Here is a 15,066-nt window from a genome sequence, read left to right on the forward strand (position 1 = left end):
GTGGTGGAGAGGAGGAGGATCGAACTCCCGACCTTCGCATTGCGAACGCGACGCTCTCCCAGCTGAGCTACCCCCCCATCGTCTCACGATTCTAGCACAGCCTTAAGACCGTCTGACAAGGCCCAAATGCCGTCTGCGGCGGACCTTATTTCGACGGCGCGCCCGCGAGAATCCAGCCGACAACCGTCTTGATATCCGCCCCGTTCATGGACCGATGCGACGGCATGGGCAAGACACCCCACACTCCACTGCCACCGTCTCTCACCTTGGTTTCAAGCCGCGCCTGCCCCTGCGCGTCGCCCTTGTACTTCGCGGCGATCTGCTGGAACGATGGCCCAACCAGCTTGCGATCCACTGCGTGACATCCCATACAGGCATTCTTGCGAGCGATGTTCATGGCATCCACAGGGGAAAAAGCAGCGGGCGCGTCGGCCGCGAGCGCACCCTGGCCAGTCGCGGCCGCGATCGCCACCGTGAACATGCTCATGCAAAACCACCGCTTCATTTCGCGGCGGGCGCAGGATTACCCGGATGCACAGCGGAATTCACGACCGGTGCGGGCGTCTGCCCATCGAGCGGCTTTGAGCTCACAGACGAATCCGGTACCGCGCCGACGGTTGGATCACTGTCGATAGGCGTTACCACCGGCGCGCTCGCGCCCGACGCAGCCGCGGCCGACAACGCCTGAGCATCTTCCGGCTTGATGTACTGGAATACCTTGACCACCTGTGCAACACCCGGGACCTGCGCCGCCACATTCGCGCCGGCAGCACCTTCTTCGCGCGTGACCAGGCCCATCAGGTACACCGTGTCGCGCTCGCACACCACCTTGTAGAAGTTGGCCCGCATGTCCTTCTCGCCAACCATCGCACCCTTCACGCGGCTCTCGAGATAAGCATCGTTGGTCCGCGATGACAGCGAACTCGCGCCCTGGACAGCGAGCTCATTCACAATGCTGTTCACATTGTTGATGCCGCGCACCACCTCTTCGGCCTTCTGCTTCCATTGATCACTCGGTACTTCGCCGGTCAACAACACACGCCGGTTAAACACGGTCACGCTGACGTGCGCCTGGTCAGGCAAGGATTCACCGATGCGCGACTTGGCTTTCACCTGGATCTCGCGGTCCTCGGTCTGCGCGCCGAGCGTGCGCCGGTCGGTGGCGACGAGCGTGCCGCCGCCCACTGCACCACCCATTGCGCCGATGACCACAAGCGGGCAACCTTGCAGGGTCAGCACAACGCCTGACAACAGGCTCGCCAGCAACGTGGCTCTGGCTAGCGTCGACCTGACGCGTGTCGTTTTCATCAACTCGTTCCCCTTAAAAATCATTCGTCGCCCAGCAGCATCGCGTCGATGCCGTCGCACAGACAGTGAATGGTTAGCAGATGGACTTCCTGGATTCGTGCCGGCCGTTCGGACGGCACGCAGATATGGATGTCGGTATCGGCGAGCACTTCGCTGATCACGCCGCCGCCCGCACCGGTCAGCGCAATCACGAACATCTCGCGCTCATGCGCGGCCTGGATCGCCGAAAGGAGGTTAACCGAGTTGCCCGACGTCGAGATGACGACCAAGACGTCACCCGCCTGTCCAAGCGAGCGGATCTGCTTCGAATAGATCTCTTCGAACGCCGAGTTATTGCCAATGCCCGTGAGCGTCAGGACATTCGCGTCCAGAGCAATCGCCGGCAAACCAGGCCTCTCGCGCTCGAAATGTCCTACCAGCGCAGACGCGAGCCTCTGCGAGTTTGCCGCTGATCCACCGTTGCCGCACGTCAGGATTCGCGAGCCGTTGGCGAGCGCGCCGAACAGCACGTCAATGGCTGCGGCGACGGGGAAAGCAAGCGTGTCGAGTGCTTCACGATGGACTGCCGCGTTTTCGCGGAAATGTTGCTGGATACGTTCGACGGACATCGACTCTCGGTTATCGGCCGCGCCATGCGCGGTAGTTCATTGACGGACTGCTTCGATGATTTGCTTCGACCACTTGCTTCGACCACTTGCTTCGACCACTTGCTTCGACCACTTGCTGCCACGGTCGTCCAAACCAATGCTTCACCACTTCAATACCTGAGCTCCCACGATTCACGGTTCTTCGCGACGCGCTCTTGCGCAGCGGTTGAACATAAGACCATAAGACCTCGATCCAAACCCGGCGCGTAGGCTCCGCGCAGTTTACCGCACTCGCTGTCCGCGTCACTTAAGATAAGGCCGTTTTCACGACGTATCGGCGCGAAAAGCATCGCGTATCCACACGATACTGCCCGCGTCGAACGCGATCACGTCGAAGCGGCACACAGGCAACGGACCGCGCCACGCCATCAGGTAGTGCTGCGCCGCGAGCACCAGCCGCCGCTGTTTATGCGCCCCGATACTCGCCGCCGCTGCCGCGAACTGGCGGCTGCGACGCGCGCGTACCTCCACGAATACAAGCGCACGCTGACTGCCGATCTCACGCATCACGAGATCAATTTCGCCGCCGCGACAGGTGAAGTTGCGGGCGACAAAACGCAGCCGCTGCCGCTGCAGATATTCAAGCGCGCGTTGCTCGAATGCGCTTCCGATCGTTTTCGACACCCCGTTCCCCAAAAAGTTGTCCCTCATCGCATGGCACAATGACGTTCCCCGCATGCCACCCGCCCTCATGACTCCACTCTCCGAATTGGCCCATGGCCAGCAGTTTCCGGCTGGCGCGCTCTATGTAGTCGCAACGCCAATCGGCAATGTCGCGGACATCACGGTGCGCGCGCTGCATGTGCTCGGACTTGTCGACCGCGTGGCTGCCGAGGACACGCGGAACACGTCGCAACTCCTGTCGCGCTACGGCATTTCGAAGCCGACCATCGCAGTACACGAGCACAACGAGCGCAGCGCTGCCGAGAACGTGATCGCGCATCTGCGCAATGGCGAGCGCATTGCGTGCGTGTCCGACGCAGGCACGCCAGGTATCTCCGACCCCGGCGCGAAACTGGTCGATGCCGTGCGCGAAGCCGGTTTTCCCGTCATTCCCTTGCCGGGCGCGAGCGCCCTCACCACCGCGCTCAGCGTAGCTGGCGCATGGGTTCACACGTTTTCGTTCATCGGCTTTCTTGCCACCAAACCGAAGCAGCGCGACACGCAATTGCAGACGCTGCTCACGCACACGCCGGCGCTGGTGTTCTACGAAGCGCCGCACAGGATTGTGGAAACGGTGCAAGCGCTCGAGCGCGCGTTCGGTGGCGAGCGGCAATTGCTGATTGCTCGTGAGCTGACCAAGTTACATGAGAGCATCCATCGATGCACCCTGGCCGAAGGGCCAACGTGGCTATCCGGCGATGCAAACCGGCAACGCGGCGAGTTCGTTCTTGTAGTGGAAGGTGCGCCGCAGAAGGAGGCCGCGGACGACGCTCATGATGCGTTGCTTGCGACGTTGCTTGCGGAGTTATCGGTGAGCAGCGCGGCAAGACTGGCGGCAACGCTGACAGGTGCATCGCGCAACGCGCTTTATACAAGGGCGCTGGCGATGGATAAGGCCCGCGGAAAGCCGGACGCAAATGAGGATGAGTGAGCCAGGCAACGCGCCGGGCAATAAAAAACGGGCCGTCGAAACGGCCCGTTTTTCTTACGCAAACAAGTTGACGATGATCAGTCGACCGAGTTGTTCGACGCCAGCGATTGATCTCGCGCCGCCGCCCGCGCTTCCTGCTGCGACAGGCCTTCGATCTTCACCTTTCCGACACCCGCGCCACGCATGCCCAATACCGCAGCGGCCGCATAGGAAAGATCAATCACCCGGCCACGCGCGTACGGGCCACGGTCGTTAATCTTGACGACCACGGTTTTTTGATTCGCCTCATTGGTCACACGAACCCACGAAGCAAGCGGCAATGTGCGATGCGCTGCCGTGAGCGCGTGCATGTCGTAGCGCTCGCCGCTGGCCGTCTTGCGACCGTGGAAACCGCGGCCATACCAAGAGGCGCGGCCCTGCTGCTCGAAGTCACTGACGTCAGGTCCGGCTGTGATGGGCTTCGCGTTGGCAAGCGAGGATGTGTCGGACGAATTGCTGGCCGACGAAGGCAAATTATTCAGCTGGGAGTCGTAAGCGAGCGGTGCCGCAAGACGCGCCGAACCTCGGCCCGGGTTCGCAGCGTTGTTTGCGGTGGTCAGCTGCGAGCCGGTTCTCAGCGCGCTGGCCTGATCGCCGCCAGTAGGCGGCATGGCGCAACCCGTAAGGATTGCAAAGACCAAAAGACTCCCGATATGCCGGGTTAGTCGTAAATTCATAGACGTGTTATCAACAGTTAGAGCCGCCTCACCATCCGACAAAACGCGGACGTGCGTAGGCAGCTCAAGGCTTTTCCGCGCAAACGCTTACACCGTTCGAAAAGTCGAACGGCGAGCTAGTGCTCGGGTGCGGCGTACCTCGCCGCAAATGCCCGGTTAGTTTTCACGTCTGGCGCAACCTGTCCCCGGCAGCCTGACCAGACCCCACATGCCGCCATCGAACGTGGATCACACATTCTTGCGCGCTCAACTGCGCAGGAACGGCGGCGTAGGCCCCATCCAGCGTAACGGCAGCTAAGGCCGCTGGCAGGCGCATCGCACCTGGCTGGACAAGACGTGTACATCGGTGGAAACCGATGCTTGATTGCGATTGCGAAGCGTTTTCGCTCCGAATTGCGTACTTGATGACAATTGTAAAAACGCGCTACTCGTGTTTCTCAATGCCCATTGATGGCATGTTCATACCATGCACAACTGGCCGGATTATACCTAAACACATAGTCCGATCGCCCGGCGATGAACAAAATGTTACTCATTTTCTCGAATGGCGTAAAAATTGCAGCTTCTGCCTGTTTTTTAGGCAGTTTTATCCCGTTCGGCTAACGCTTGGCGCGCTACCGCACCGCTGGTTTTCGCCCGTTACAATGGACGTTTTTACACGTCCCGTCACGTCCCGGTTAACTAGCCATGAAGCTAACCCTTATTCCAGTGACACCGTTCCAGCAAAACTGTTCGATCGTTGTGTGCGAGACAACGCGTCGTGCCGTCGTTGTCGATCCAGGCGGCGAAGTCAAGCGGATCATCAGCGCGATCGGACAACTTGAGGTGACCGTGGACAAGGTGCTGCTCACGCACGGGCATCTGGATCACTGCGGCGGAGCAAAGGCGCTCGCCGATCACTACAACGTGGAGATCCATGGACCGCACGCTGAAGACGCTTTCTGGATCGACCAGTTGCCCGCTCAAAGCAAACGCTTCGGCTTCGGCGAAGCGCACGCCTTCACGCCCGACCGATGGCTGAAAGGTGGTGACTCGGTTCAGTTTGGCGACGAAACCATGGAGGTCTATCACTGTCCCGGACATACACCGGGCCATGTGATCTTTTTCAGCCGCGCGAATCGCGTGGCGTTGGTCGGCGACGTGCTGTTCGCGGGCTCGATCGGCCGTACGGATTTTCCACGTGGCAACCAGTCGGACCTTGTGCGCTCGGTCCAGGAAAAGCTTTGGCCGCTGGGCGATGATGTCACGTTCGTACCGGGCCACGGTCCCACCTCCACGTTCGGACATGAACGCCGCACTAACCCGTTTGTCGCCGACCGGATAACGACATGAGCACCGCCACCGCCATTCCTGAAATCTACGTCAGCACGGACGTCGAAGCTGATGGACCCATCCCTGGGCCGCACTCCATGCTGAGTTTTGCGTCGGCGGCGTACACGGAACACAAGGAGTTGATTGGCACGTTTTCAGCCAATCTCGAAACGCTGGAAGGCGCGGCGCCACATCCGGTTCAGGCCGCCTGGTGGAAAACCCAGCCTGAGGCATGGGCCGCATGTCGGACGGACCTGCAGCAGCCGCTGACTGCACTGCGCGCGTACGTGGAATGGGTCGAGGCATTGCCCGGCAAGCCGGTGTTCGTCGCGTATCCGGCGGGTTTCGACTTCACTTATATGTTCTGGTACATGATGCGATTCGCTGAACGCTGTCCGTTCTCGTGGTCCGCGCTCGACATCAAGACGCTCGCGTTCGCGCTGACCGATCTGCCGTACCGGAAGGCGATCAAACCGCGTTTGCCGAAACACTGGTTCGATGAACTCCCGCACACTCACGTCGCACTCGATGACGCCGTAGAACAAGGTGCGCTTTTCTGCAATATGCTGGCCGAACTGCGGACTCAACGGACGCTGCTGGCATCACTAAAAGCGGCTGGCGAAACGCCGGACGACACTGACATCAAAGGACAAAACGCGCAGTCTGGGCGTTGAGTTAGGCAATATTGCTCACGCTGGGCGTTTGACATTGCACTTCCTTTCTGCCGCCTCTACTATTGGAGTTGGTAGCGACCGAAAGGAGGCGCAGTTGACTCTCGACACGTTTTCACAAAAAATCCTGCGACTTCTGCAACTGGACGCCCGCCGTTCGGTTCAGGAGATATCCGACCAGGTCGGGCTTTCAAGCACTCCGTGCTGGCGGCGTATCAAGGACATGGAGCAATCGGGCGTGATCCAGCGGTACACCGCGTTGCTCGATCGCGAAAAGCTTGGCTTGCATGTCTGCGCGCTTGCTCATATTCATCTCACACGCCACACAGAAGGCGGTGTCGAGCAATTCGAACGGGAAATCACTACGTGCCCGGAAGTCACCGAGTGCTACAGCACCACGGGCGAGGCCGATTACATCCTGAAAATTGTCGCGCCGGATATCAAGTCGTACGACGCTTTTCTCCACGACCGCATCTTCAAGATTCCGGCAGTCGCGCAAGTTCGGACCAGCGTGGTCCTGCGCGAAATCAAATTCGATACACAATTGCCGCTATAAGTTAGCTTTCAAATATGTTGACGCCGACGCGCTACTCAGGGCGCGAAACGGCATTAGAAATAGATTCAGTAAGGACAACGTGCGGCATGTTTCTTACAGTTCGCGCAAACCGAATCTCGCGTGCGCCGAGTGTTCGCTTGAGTGCGTCAAAATCGCCGGGTTCCAGGCGGGCCAGTTGATCGTCGGTTAAGTCTGCGGGAAGCGTGACGTTGATATCGAATCCGCTGCTCAGATAATGCAGGTTCAACGCGCTGTCTGTGAGGCTGTGAGCGCCCAATACGGCGCTTATGCTATTGCTGACAGCCGAGCGCGTCGGCATTCTGCCCGGCAGCGGATTGACTTCGTCATTTTCCGGATCGACGTGAATCAATGCATCCAAAATGTGGGTATTCGTCAACAAGCGCGATCGCGCCAATTCCGCAATGGTGTGACCCTCCAAAACTGAAATGAGGGGATCAACGAGAATATGGGCATCGACTATGGCGAGATCGCCCATTTTTCGCGTGCGCAATTCATCCACGTCGCGAACACCTGGCGTGCTACTCAACAACATGCGTAACTTTTCGGTTTCGCCGTGATCCAGTGCGCGATCAGACAAATCCTGTAAAGCATCCCATCCGAAAGTCCAACCCATCCGCGCGACCATAAAACCGACGATTGCGGCCGCGATAGGGTCCAGCAACCGCCAGCCAGCCATACTTCCAATAATGCCGATAGCGACGACCAGCGACGAAGCCGCGTCCGAACGAACGTGCCACGCATTTGCGATCAGTAGCGCCGACCTCACGCGTTCGGCCGCACGGAGCATATAACGGAACAATAACTCCTTAAAAATCAGAACGATCACCGCAACTATCAGTGCAGTTGCGTGAACCTCAGGGATGTCTTGAAGATTGGTATACGCTCACCTGCTCGCCATAACATCCCCACGCCGACAATAATTAAAAGCGCGCCGAGAAATAATGAAGCGATTGTTTCATAACGGCTGTGGCCGTAATTGTGATCGTCGTCAGGAGCAACTGTGCTATGCCGATTGGCCAGAAGCACGATGAAATCCGACACCAGGGCAGCCAGTGAATGAATACCGTCGGCAATCAAGGCCTGGGAGTGCGCAAACACGCCTGCGACAGTCTGCGCCGCCATCAGCACAGAATTCACCGCGATACTCCCGAAGGTTGTTTTGCGGGCTACGTCCTGCTTTTCCGCGGCGTGCGCGGTTGATTGCGACATGTCATCACTTGAAGTCGTCGTTTGACGAATGTTACCAAGTCGCGCTTTGACACCCTCGCTCAAAACAAAAAAATTCTATAAAAATCATTTATTTATATGAAACGCGATGTCTTCTCGGTCGCATCACGATATTGTCGCAGCGCGCCACAACCGGATGATTCCGGCGCACTGGCTATTTGGGCTGAGCGCTGCGCAGGCGAAAAAAAGCCGCACCATTTGAATGGTGCGGCTTTTTCAAACAATCACCCTATCACTTCTGGATCAGGAAGTTGTCGCGTTCCTGACCTGCAATCCACTTCGGCGGCTTGCCGCGGCCCGACCACGTGCTGCCGCTGTCCGGATCGCGATACTTCGGTGCAACGCCTGCACGCGGACGCGCAGCGTTCTTCAAATTCTTGCCGCCGCGACCACCCGCCAATTCGGCAAGCGTGATCCCATAGTCGGTCATTTTCTGCTTGATTTCATTGAGAACTTCAGCGTATTCCCGCGACTTCGCTTCTTCAATCTGTCGTTCGAGATTTTCGCGCTGTGCGAGAAGTTCCTTGTAAGACGGCATGATGATTTCCTTGTGGTTTGCAGTGTACGAGTCGTTGCCCGTTCGGGTTATAACGTTAAGCCTCTCAATGAATCGCAGATTAACACAACTAGGATTGCGCGCGCGCTTCCATGCCATCGATTTAAATCAATTCAGCCAAACGGGGATTCGTAACAATTCGTGATATTCCATGAATCCAACCGGAACCCCGCATTCATCTTACTTTCATTGTTAAATTAACCCACAAAATCTTTCATGAAATGAAAATAACAAGAAACATATCGGCTAAAGCTTCCATCCCGTGCGAGTTTGCACAAACTACTTCACCGTCGTAACGTCATCTCGTAATTTAGCGACATAAAGACACGTATCGGACGATCACAAGTTCAGACAATCACCTATGCCGTTCAATACAATCGATCAACGCGTCATTCAATTCTGCACGGGTTTGTTTCGGTTTATCAAAGGTGAAACGATTGCGCGCGCCAGGAGTCCGCAGGTCGCAACCATATTTGTCTATCCCCATTAGTTCGAGGTCGGCCGGTCGCGCGGGAGAATCGGCAAATAATTCCAGCAGCCGACGCTCATTCAGTTCGGATAACGGTTCGAGTGGATCAAGCGCCGCCGCATCCAGCCAGCCCATTGCACCAAAGCCGCCTATATATCTCATGCGTTCGAGCGACATGATCCAGAACGTGAAGTCACCCAATTCAAGGTAACGCGCGGCGTCGGGGTGATATCGCAAATAACGGCGCGACAGTTCATCAACGGATTCAGGCGGCGCCGGAGAAAACGAGCCGAGCATGGTGAGACGCTGGCCTTCGAGAATGGCGTCGCTTGCCGTTTGAGTAATCAGGAAACCCGCGCGTGCGTCCAGTTGCAGATTACGGGTGTGTTCGGCCAGATGGCTAATGAGCACCATTGGCACGTGACGGGCAGTCGGCGCGAACGGTAATGCGGTCGGGTAAGGAAAACCGCGCGGCTCGCGCGAGTGCGTGGCAAGCGTGCCGTGCGGCACTTGATGCAACAGATGCAACGGAGCATGCGACGGGATATTCAAAGCGGGACCTCACGAGAGAACTCACCAGCGGCCGGACAAGCGAATCAAATAGAACCAGCGAGCGGCCTTTACGATCTTAAAGCACTAAAACCAAGTCCGTCCGCAACCCGATAGAATTGAAAGCTTCGCCGGTCAGCCAAATGACTGGCCGTTAAAACAAGAAGGCAAAGAGAGCAATTCCTGTGTCCGAATCTGTCTCAAGTGCCCGCACCGTCGGGCACGACACCCCGAATGCGGTGCATCGGCGGCTGCCTGCGGCAAAACGCGAGCGCGCGCGCTACGCGACAATGGCCGTGTTTTTCATCGCCGGCATGCTGTACGCCTCGTGGGGCGTGCACGTGCCCACGGTGCGGGACAAATTCCACCTGAGTCCCGGATCGCTGTCCATTGCGCTTCTCGCGGTGGCCGTCGGCTCGATTGTCGCAATGCTCACCAACGGTTCGTGGATCGCGCGCGTCGGCACTCGCCGCGCGTGCCTGGCCGGCGGAATCGGCATGACGATTTGCGGGGCGCTGATCCTGGTCGCACCGTTCTACTGGCTGCTGCTGGTCGTGCTGGCGCTGTTCGGCTTCAGCATGGCCACACTCGATGTCGCGATGAACGCGGAAGCCAGCGCCGTTGAAGAAGCGCTCGAGCGGCCCATCATGTCGTCGCTGCACGGCATGTTCAGTGTTGGCGGGATGGCCGGTGCGGCGGCCGGCGGCGCGCTGCTCGCGCACGGCATGCCGCCGGAAGCGCATCTCGCGCTGGCGTCGGTGGTGAGCGTGATCGTGCTGCTGGTGTCCATGCCCGCCGTGCTCCCCCACGTCCCTCACGCAGACGATGTGCATGGCGGACGGTCGTCATCGAATCGCTGGCGTTCCAAGGCGTTGTGGGCGCTCGGAGGCCTCGCGCTGATCGCGTTGATCGCTGAAGGGGCCATGTACGACTGGGCAACGGTCTATATGCGTGACGTCGTGCTCGCCACGCCCGCATTGTCCAGCGCGGCCTACGCGGCCTTCACGGGCGGCATGGCGGCCGGGCGTTTCGGCGGCGATGCAGTGCGCGCCCGCTTCGGCGCGCCGCAACTCATCTTCGCGAGCGCGGCGCTGGCGTTTATCGGCATGGTGGCCGCGCTGTTACTGCCTAATGCAGTCGTCACGCTTGCCGGTTTCACGCTGATGGGGCTGGGACTCGCAAACATGATGCCGGTGCTGTTCGCCGCGGCGGCGCGCGTGGAAGGCGTGAGCCCGGCGGAAGGGCTCGCGCAGGTCGCTGGACTGGCTTACTTCGGCTTGCTGTTCGGGCCGGTGTTGATAGGCGGTGTGGCGCAGCTGAGTACGCTGCCAATAGGGTTATCGGTTGTTGCAGCTTGCTCAGCGCTGATCGCGCTCGTGGGGCCGAGAATCATGAAGCAGCTGAAGCTGTGAGCGGACAGCGCAGCAGTCGCCGGATTGCGATCGGCCTCCTCCTTAACCGCCACCTGCCGACTCGCCGCGCAAAAAAAAACGCGCTGACCGAAATCAGCGCGTTTTTCCAAAGATGAAAATCATCGAAGGCGGTCTGCGTGGAAACATCACGACCATGACCGCCTGCGGCAATTACATCTTGACCACGTCCAGCAACGTCTTCTTGCCCGACTTGTAGTTGTACAGCGAGATCACGCCGTGCTTCAGGTCGCCCTTCGAGTCGAAGGTCGTTTCGCCGATCACACCCTTGTAATCCGTATTCGGCATAGCTGCCAGAATCTTCGCCGGATCGGTGGAATTGGCGCGCTTCATAGCATCGACAATGATGTACACCGCGTCATACGTGAACGGAGCATAGATCTGAATCGGCGCGCCAAAACGCTTCTGGAACTTGGCCGAGAATTCCGCGCCGCCCGCCATCTTTTCCAGCGCCATACCGGCTTCCGAGCAGACGATATTATCGGTTGCATCGCCAGCAAGGGTCGACAACTGGTCGGTACAAACACCGTCGCCTGCCAGAACACGTGCGCGCAGGCCAAGTTGCTTGGCTTGCTTGGCGAACGGGCCGCCGGTGGCGTCCATGCCGCCGTACATGATTGCGTCAGGATTTTCGCCCTTGATCTTCGTCAAGATTGCGCGGAAGTCGACAGCCTTGTCGTTGGTCGCATCATGCGACATCACGTTCATGCCGAGCGACTTGGCGGTCTTTTCGAACTCGTTCGCGAGACCTTGGCCGTAAGCGGTCGAGTCATCGACAATCGCGACGCTCTTCAGCTTCAGCTCCTTGGAGGCATAGTTAGCCAGTGCCGGACCTTGTTGTGCATCGGTTGCCACAACGCGATACGTCGTCTTGAAGCCTTGCTGCGTGTACACCGGGTTCGTCGCCGACGGCGAGATCTGCACGATGCCAGCATCGCTGTAGATCTTCGATGCCGGGATCGAGGTGCCGGAGTTCAGGTGGCCAACTACGGCGACGACCTTATCGTCGACCAGTTTCTGCGCCACTTGAGTAGCAGTACGCGGGTCAGCTGCGTCATCTTGTGCGTCGAGTTGAAGCGTGATCTTCTGGCCGCCGATCGTCAGACCCTTGGCATTGATTTCTTCAACTGCGAGGCGCGCGCCGTTTTCGTTGTCCTTGCCCAAGTGGGCAATGCCACCGGTCAACGGTGCAACGTGACCGATCTTGACAACTTCGTCGGCCGTAGCGGTTGTTGCCATCGAGGCGAACATTAGCGCTGCAGCGCTGATAGGCAACAGTTTGTGAAGCTTGGTGTTCATGTAAGTCTCCAGTTTCGGTCCCAAAAACAGCGGTGTCGCCCTGTGCTCCGTTTCATCACGTTTCGCTCAGCCCCGTGGACGACCACGCCGGATGCATCGTCATGCACTTGGCTCGTACTTCCGCAAGCCGTTTATGACGGCCAGCATCCGCACTGCGCGCAAGTGTAGGGTTGTCAAATTAATTTGGGGAAGTTTTTTAGGATAGTGGTGCGACTACTAATAAGGTATATGTTGAGAAGCGATTGAAAGTGTGCTGGTGCAGTGCGGAAAGGCCCTGTTCATGCGGTTCTTGACCGGATTGACACTTCCCCCGAGGCCTGCGTTCGGGGCATGTTAGAGGCGACGCTTTAGTTTCAGCCAGCCATGCCGTTAATATCGGGTCCGCTTGTTTCAAGTCAATTGGACTGGTTAAGAATTGGGTTAAGCACTCAGATAAGCACTAGGGTTAGTGCTCGGGTTAGCACTATTAACTCGTCGCCGCTTTAAAGCCCATGCCGTGCGCCATGACGGTTGCACAAACATCACTGAAAACGCGCCGCCGCGTGCGTTGCCAACAGCCGCTTTACAGCCCATGCCCTTGCCAGCAAGCCGCATTGAATGGTGGCAAACTGTCCGGCTGCGTTCTTCGCTGTCGTTCCCTTTCATTTCGCGCCACTCTATTCAGGCCTCATTCAGGAGCTTCATCATGACCGTGACATCCCGCTGGATCGACATCCCTGCAAACGGCGACACCTTCCAGGGCTATCTCGCGTTGCCCAAAGGCGGCAAAGGTCCGGGCGTCGTCATCATCCAGGAAATATTCGGCGTGAACTCGCATATCCGCGCCGTGGCCGACCAGTACGCGGCCGATGGTTACGTCGCGCTCGCACCGGATATTTTCTGGCGCGTCCAGCCGCGCGTGGAACTCGGCTATGACGGCGCAGACCGCGAGAAAGCAATGGAAATCTACGGCAAACTCGACGTGACGCACGCAGTCGCCGACGTCTCCGCCACCGCGGCCGCGCTGCGCGCGTTGCCGGAAGTCACGGGCAAGATCGCGGCTGTTGGTTATTGCCTCGGCGGCCGGCTGGCATATTTGTCGGCGGCGCAAGGTGCGTTCGACATCGCCGTGGCCTACTACGGCGGCGGCATCCAGAACGAGCTCGACCAGGCCGACAAGATCAAGGTGCCGATGCAATTCCACTACGGCGCGCTCGATGCCCACATCCCGTCCGCAGCGGTCGACTCGGTGAAGCAGCGCTTCGCGGGCAAGGACGCCCAGGTCCACGTGTACCCGGGCGCCGATCACGGCTTCAATTGCACGGACCGCGCATCGTACAATCAAGCGGCATCGGCACTGGCGCACGGCCGCACACTGACGTTCCTCGGCGAGCATTCGTAACTCGGCGCACTGCTCCGCGGACTGCACGGTTGGCCGCCTGATAAGACGGAACACAACGGCATCAAAGTAGGGGGAACCTTGCAGTCCGAGTATCTCGACTACGACGCTATTGGCCTGGCAGAACTCGTGCGCAACGGCCAGGTCAGCGCGCGGGAACTGATCGATACAGCAATCACGCGCGCCGAAGCCGTCAACCCCGCGCTCAACGCCATTGTCCTGAAGGACTATCAGGCGGCTCGCAACCGCGCGAGCCGCAACGGTCGCGACGGTTCCGGCACGCTAGGAGAAGGTCCGCTCGCGGGCGTCCCCTACCTCATCAAGGATCTCGGCGCACCGGTTGCGGGTTTGCGCATGTCCATGGGCTGCCGCCACTTCCAGCATTTCACGCCCACCGAAGATTCACCGATCGTCGCGCGCTCAAAGCGGGCGGGGCTCAACATTTTCGGCAAGACCAACACGCCTGAAATTGGCCAGATGCCGTACACCGAACCCGAATTGTTCGGCCCGGCGCGCAACCCGTGGGGACTCGACTACACCACGGGCGGTTCCAGCGGCGGCGCCGCGGCGGCCGTCGCGGGCGGTATCGTCCCGCTCGCGCACGCGGCGGATGGCGGCGGGTCGATTCGCATCCCGGCTTCGTGTTGCGGGCTGTTCGGCTACAAGCCATCCAACGATGTCCAGCCGCAACCGCTGCCCGCACCCGGCGATTTAACGGTGGATCATGCCGTGTCGCGCAGTGTCCGCGATAGCGCCCTGCTACTCGATCTCACGTCGTCCGGGCAACCGGGCGCTTTTTTCCAGGCCGTCGGCGAGCCGTGCGGGCCGTTGCGCATCGGCTATATGGAAGATCCGCAGCTTGCGGGCGCGTTATCGGCGGATGTAAAAGCCGCTCTCGACGATGCAGCCAGACTCGCTGAATCATTGGGCCACCGGGTGGAGCCGGCGTCTTTCGGGCTCGACTTTGGCGCTATTGCTCACGCGTTCCTCGTGATGTGGTCAATACAGGCCGAAGAGATTGTGCTGCACGCTGATCGCATCAGTGGCCAGAAGCCCAGGCGCGGCGATTTCGAGATTGCGTCATGGACGATGGCGCATATCGGCCGGAAGATCGGTGAGCGCGACCTCCCGGCTGCGCTCGACACGCAGCGTCAGGTCGCGGCGCAGATGGCTGCGTTGATGACACGATATGACGTGTTGTTGACGCCTACGCTCGCTGGCGCGCCGTTCAGGATCGGCGCCAAACAGCCAACGCAATTCGAACGCTTCCAGATGCACGTTTTATCGACCGTTCCTATTGAACCGTTGTTGCGGCGGATGCTTGCGATTTCGTC

15 protein-coding genes, 1 tRNA gene and 1 pseudogene are annotated in these 15,066 nt (G+C 59.1%); 7 read left to right on the plus strand and 10 right to left on the minus strand.

The window, feature by feature from the left end:
• Nucleotide 1: 1 nt before the first annotated feature.
• From JWR14_RS12190 to JWR14_RS12210, 5 genes are all read right to left on the minus strand, one after another.
• Nucleotides 2–77, minus strand: a tRNA-Ala gene (locus tag JWR14_RS12190).
• A gap of 68 nt (nt 78–145) precedes the next feature.
• On the minus strand, nt 146–487 hold the full coding sequence (locus tag JWR14_RS12195; RefSeq protein WP_299706482.1) for a c-type cytochrome: 342 nt from the start codon (nt 485–487) through the stop codon (nt 146–148).
• Between the two features lie 14 nt (nt 488–501).
• Nucleotides 502–1,308, minus strand: a complete 807-nt coding sequence (locus JWR14_RS12200) for a BON domain-containing protein (protein WP_299706485.1) — start codon at nt 1,306–1,308, stop codon at nt 502–504.
• A 20-nt stretch (nt 1,309–1,328) separates the two neighbouring features.
• Nucleotides 1,329–1,916 (minus strand): SIS domain-containing protein, encoded by a 588-nt coding sequence (locus JWR14_RS12205; protein WP_299706488.1) that lies wholly within the window; start codon nt 1,914–1,916, stop codon nt 1,329–1,331.
• Nucleotides 1,917–2,219: 303 nt separating this feature from the next.
• A complete protein-coding gene (locus JWR14_RS12210; protein ID WP_299706491.1) occupies nt 2,220–2,633 on the minus strand; it encodes a YraN family protein in 414 nt (137 codons plus the stop codon).
• A gap of 13 nt (nt 2,634–2,646) precedes the next feature.
• On the opposite strand from JWR14_RS12210, the gene rsmI reads away from it, so the two are divergent.
• Nucleotides 2,647–3,549, plus strand: a complete 903-nt coding sequence (rsmI, locus tag JWR14_RS12215; RefSeq protein ID WP_299706494.1) for a 16S rRNA (cytidine(1402)-2'-O)-methyltransferase — start codon at nt 2,647–2,649, stop codon at nt 3,547–3,549.
• Between the two features lie 77 nt (nt 3,550–3,626).
• Here the strand turns inward: rsmI and JWR14_RS12220 are convergent, their stop codons facing one another.
• A complete protein-coding gene (locus JWR14_RS12220; protein WP_299706497.1) occupies nt 3,627–4,265 on the minus strand; it encodes a septal ring lytic transglycosylase RlpA family protein in 639 nt (212 codons plus the stop codon).
• Between the two features lie 687 nt (nt 4,266–4,952).
• Here JWR14_RS12220 and JWR14_RS12225 point away from each other — a divergent pair.
• From JWR14_RS12225 to JWR14_RS12235, 3 genes are all read left to right on the plus strand, one after another.
• Nucleotides 4,953–5,597 (plus strand): MBL fold metallo-hydrolase, encoded by a 645-nt coding sequence (locus tag JWR14_RS12225; RefSeq protein ID WP_299706500.1) that lies wholly within the window; start codon nt 4,953–4,955, stop codon nt 5,595–5,597.
• A complete protein-coding gene (locus tag JWR14_RS12230) occupies nt 5,594–6,250 on the plus strand; it encodes an exonuclease (protein ID WP_299706548.1) in 657 nt (218 codons plus the stop codon). The genes JWR14_RS12225 and JWR14_RS12230 overlap by 4 nt, the downstream gene beginning before the upstream one ends.
• A gap of 94 nt (nt 6,251–6,344) precedes the next feature.
• The gene (locus JWR14_RS12235; protein ID WP_031357026.1) at nt 6,345–6,803 is read left to right on the plus strand and encodes an Lrp/AsnC family transcriptional regulator; all 459 of its coding nucleotides are present in this window, start codon (nt 6,345–6,347) and stop codon (nt 6,801–6,803) included.
• A gap of 31 nt (nt 6,804–6,834) precedes the next feature.
• Here JWR14_RS12235 and JWR14_RS12240 read toward each other — a convergent pair.
• The 3 genes and pseudogenes from JWR14_RS12240 to JWR14_RS12250 form a co-directional block, all read right to left on the minus strand.
• Nucleotides 6,835–8,033 (minus strand): annotated as a pseudogene (locus tag JWR14_RS12240) (cation diffusion facilitator family transporter).
• 250 nt (nt 8,034–8,283) lie between these two features.
• Nucleotides 8,284–8,589, minus strand: a complete 306-nt coding sequence (locus JWR14_RS12245) for an H-NS histone family protein (RefSeq protein WP_060817484.1) — start codon at nt 8,587–8,589, stop codon at nt 8,284–8,286.
• 373 nt (nt 8,590–8,962) lie between these two features.
• Nucleotides 8,963–9,628, minus strand: coding sequence for a pyridoxamine 5'-phosphate oxidase (locus JWR14_RS12250; protein ID WP_299706561.1), 666 nt, complete (start codon nt 9,626–9,628; stop codon nt 8,963–8,965).
• A gap of 236 nt (nt 9,629–9,864) precedes the next feature.
• On the opposite strand from JWR14_RS12250, the gene JWR14_RS12255 reads away from it, so the two are divergent.
• On the plus strand, nt 9,865–11,037 hold the full coding sequence (locus JWR14_RS12255) for an MFS transporter (protein WP_299706573.1): 1,173 nt from the start codon (nt 9,865–9,867) through the stop codon (nt 11,035–11,037).
• 171 nt (nt 11,038–11,208) lie between these two features.
• Here the strand turns inward: JWR14_RS12255 and JWR14_RS12260 are convergent, their stop codons facing one another.
• Nucleotides 11,209–12,354: a branched-chain amino acid ABC transporter substrate-binding protein gene (locus JWR14_RS12260; protein ID WP_299706564.1), complete on the minus strand. Its 1,146-nt coding sequence runs from the start codon at nt 12,352–12,354 to the stop codon at nt 11,209–11,211.
• Between the two features lie 685 nt (nt 12,355–13,039).
• On the opposite strand from JWR14_RS12260, the gene JWR14_RS12265 reads away from it, so the two are divergent.
• Both JWR14_RS12265 and JWR14_RS12270 read left to right on the plus strand, forming a co-directional pair.
• On the plus strand, nt 13,040–13,735 hold the full coding sequence (locus JWR14_RS12265) for a dienelactone hydrolase family protein (RefSeq protein WP_299706567.1): 696 nt from the start codon (nt 13,040–13,042) through the stop codon (nt 13,733–13,735).
• Between the two features lie 78 nt (nt 13,736–13,813).
• A partial coding sequence (locus JWR14_RS12270; protein WP_299706570.1) for an amidase family protein occupies nt 13,814–15,066 on the plus strand: 1,253 nt, incomplete at its 3' end.

It is taken from the genome of Caballeronia sp. (assembly GCF_028292365.1).
GTDB lineage: Bacteria > Pseudomonadota > Gammaproteobacteria > Burkholderiales > Burkholderiaceae > Caballeronia.

What these genes read in the sequence shown, in the direction of transcription:
- JWR14_RS12195 (WP_299706482.1), bottom strand. Translation starts at nt 487, where the DNA reads ATGAGCATGTTCACGGTGGCGATCGCGGCCGCGACTGGCCAGGGTGCG.
- JWR14_RS12200 (WP_299706485.1), bottom strand. Translation starts at nt 1,308, where the DNA reads ATGAAAACGACACGCGTCAGGTCGACGCTAGCCAGAGCCACGTTGCTG.
- JWR14_RS12205 (WP_299706488.1), bottom strand. Translation starts at nt 1,916, where the DNA reads ATGTCCGTCGAACGTATCCAGCAACATTTCCGCGAAAACGCGGCAGTC.
- JWR14_RS12210 (WP_299706491.1), bottom strand. Translation starts at nt 2,633, where the DNA reads ATGCGGGGAACGTCATTGTGCCATGCGATGAGGGACAACTTTTTGGGG.
- rsmI (WP_299706494.1), top strand. Translation starts at nt 2,647, where the DNA reads ATGACTCCACTCTCCGAATTGGCCCATGGCCAGCAGTTTCCGGCTGGC.
- JWR14_RS12220 (WP_299706497.1), bottom strand. Translation starts at nt 4,265, where the DNA reads ATGAATTTACGACTAACCCGGCATATCGGGAGTCTTTTGGTCTTTGCA.
- JWR14_RS12225 (WP_299706500.1), top strand. Translation starts at nt 4,953, where the DNA reads ATGAAGCTAACCCTTATTCCAGTGACACCGTTCCAGCAAAACTGTTCG.
- JWR14_RS12230 (WP_299706548.1), top strand. Translation starts at nt 5,594, where the DNA reads ATGAGCACCGCCACCGCCATTCCTGAAATCTACGTCAGCACGGACGTC.
- JWR14_RS12245 (WP_060817484.1), bottom strand. Translation starts at nt 8,589, where the DNA reads ATGCCGTCTTACAAGGAACTTCTCGCACAGCGCGAAAATCTCGAACGA.
- JWR14_RS12260 (WP_299706564.1), bottom strand. Translation starts at nt 12,354, where the DNA reads ATGAACACCAAGCTTCACAAACTGTTGCCTATCAGCGCTGCAGCGCTA.
- JWR14_RS12265 (WP_299706567.1), top strand. Translation starts at nt 13,040, where the DNA reads ATGACCGTGACATCCCGCTGGATCGACATCCCTGCAAACGGCGACACC.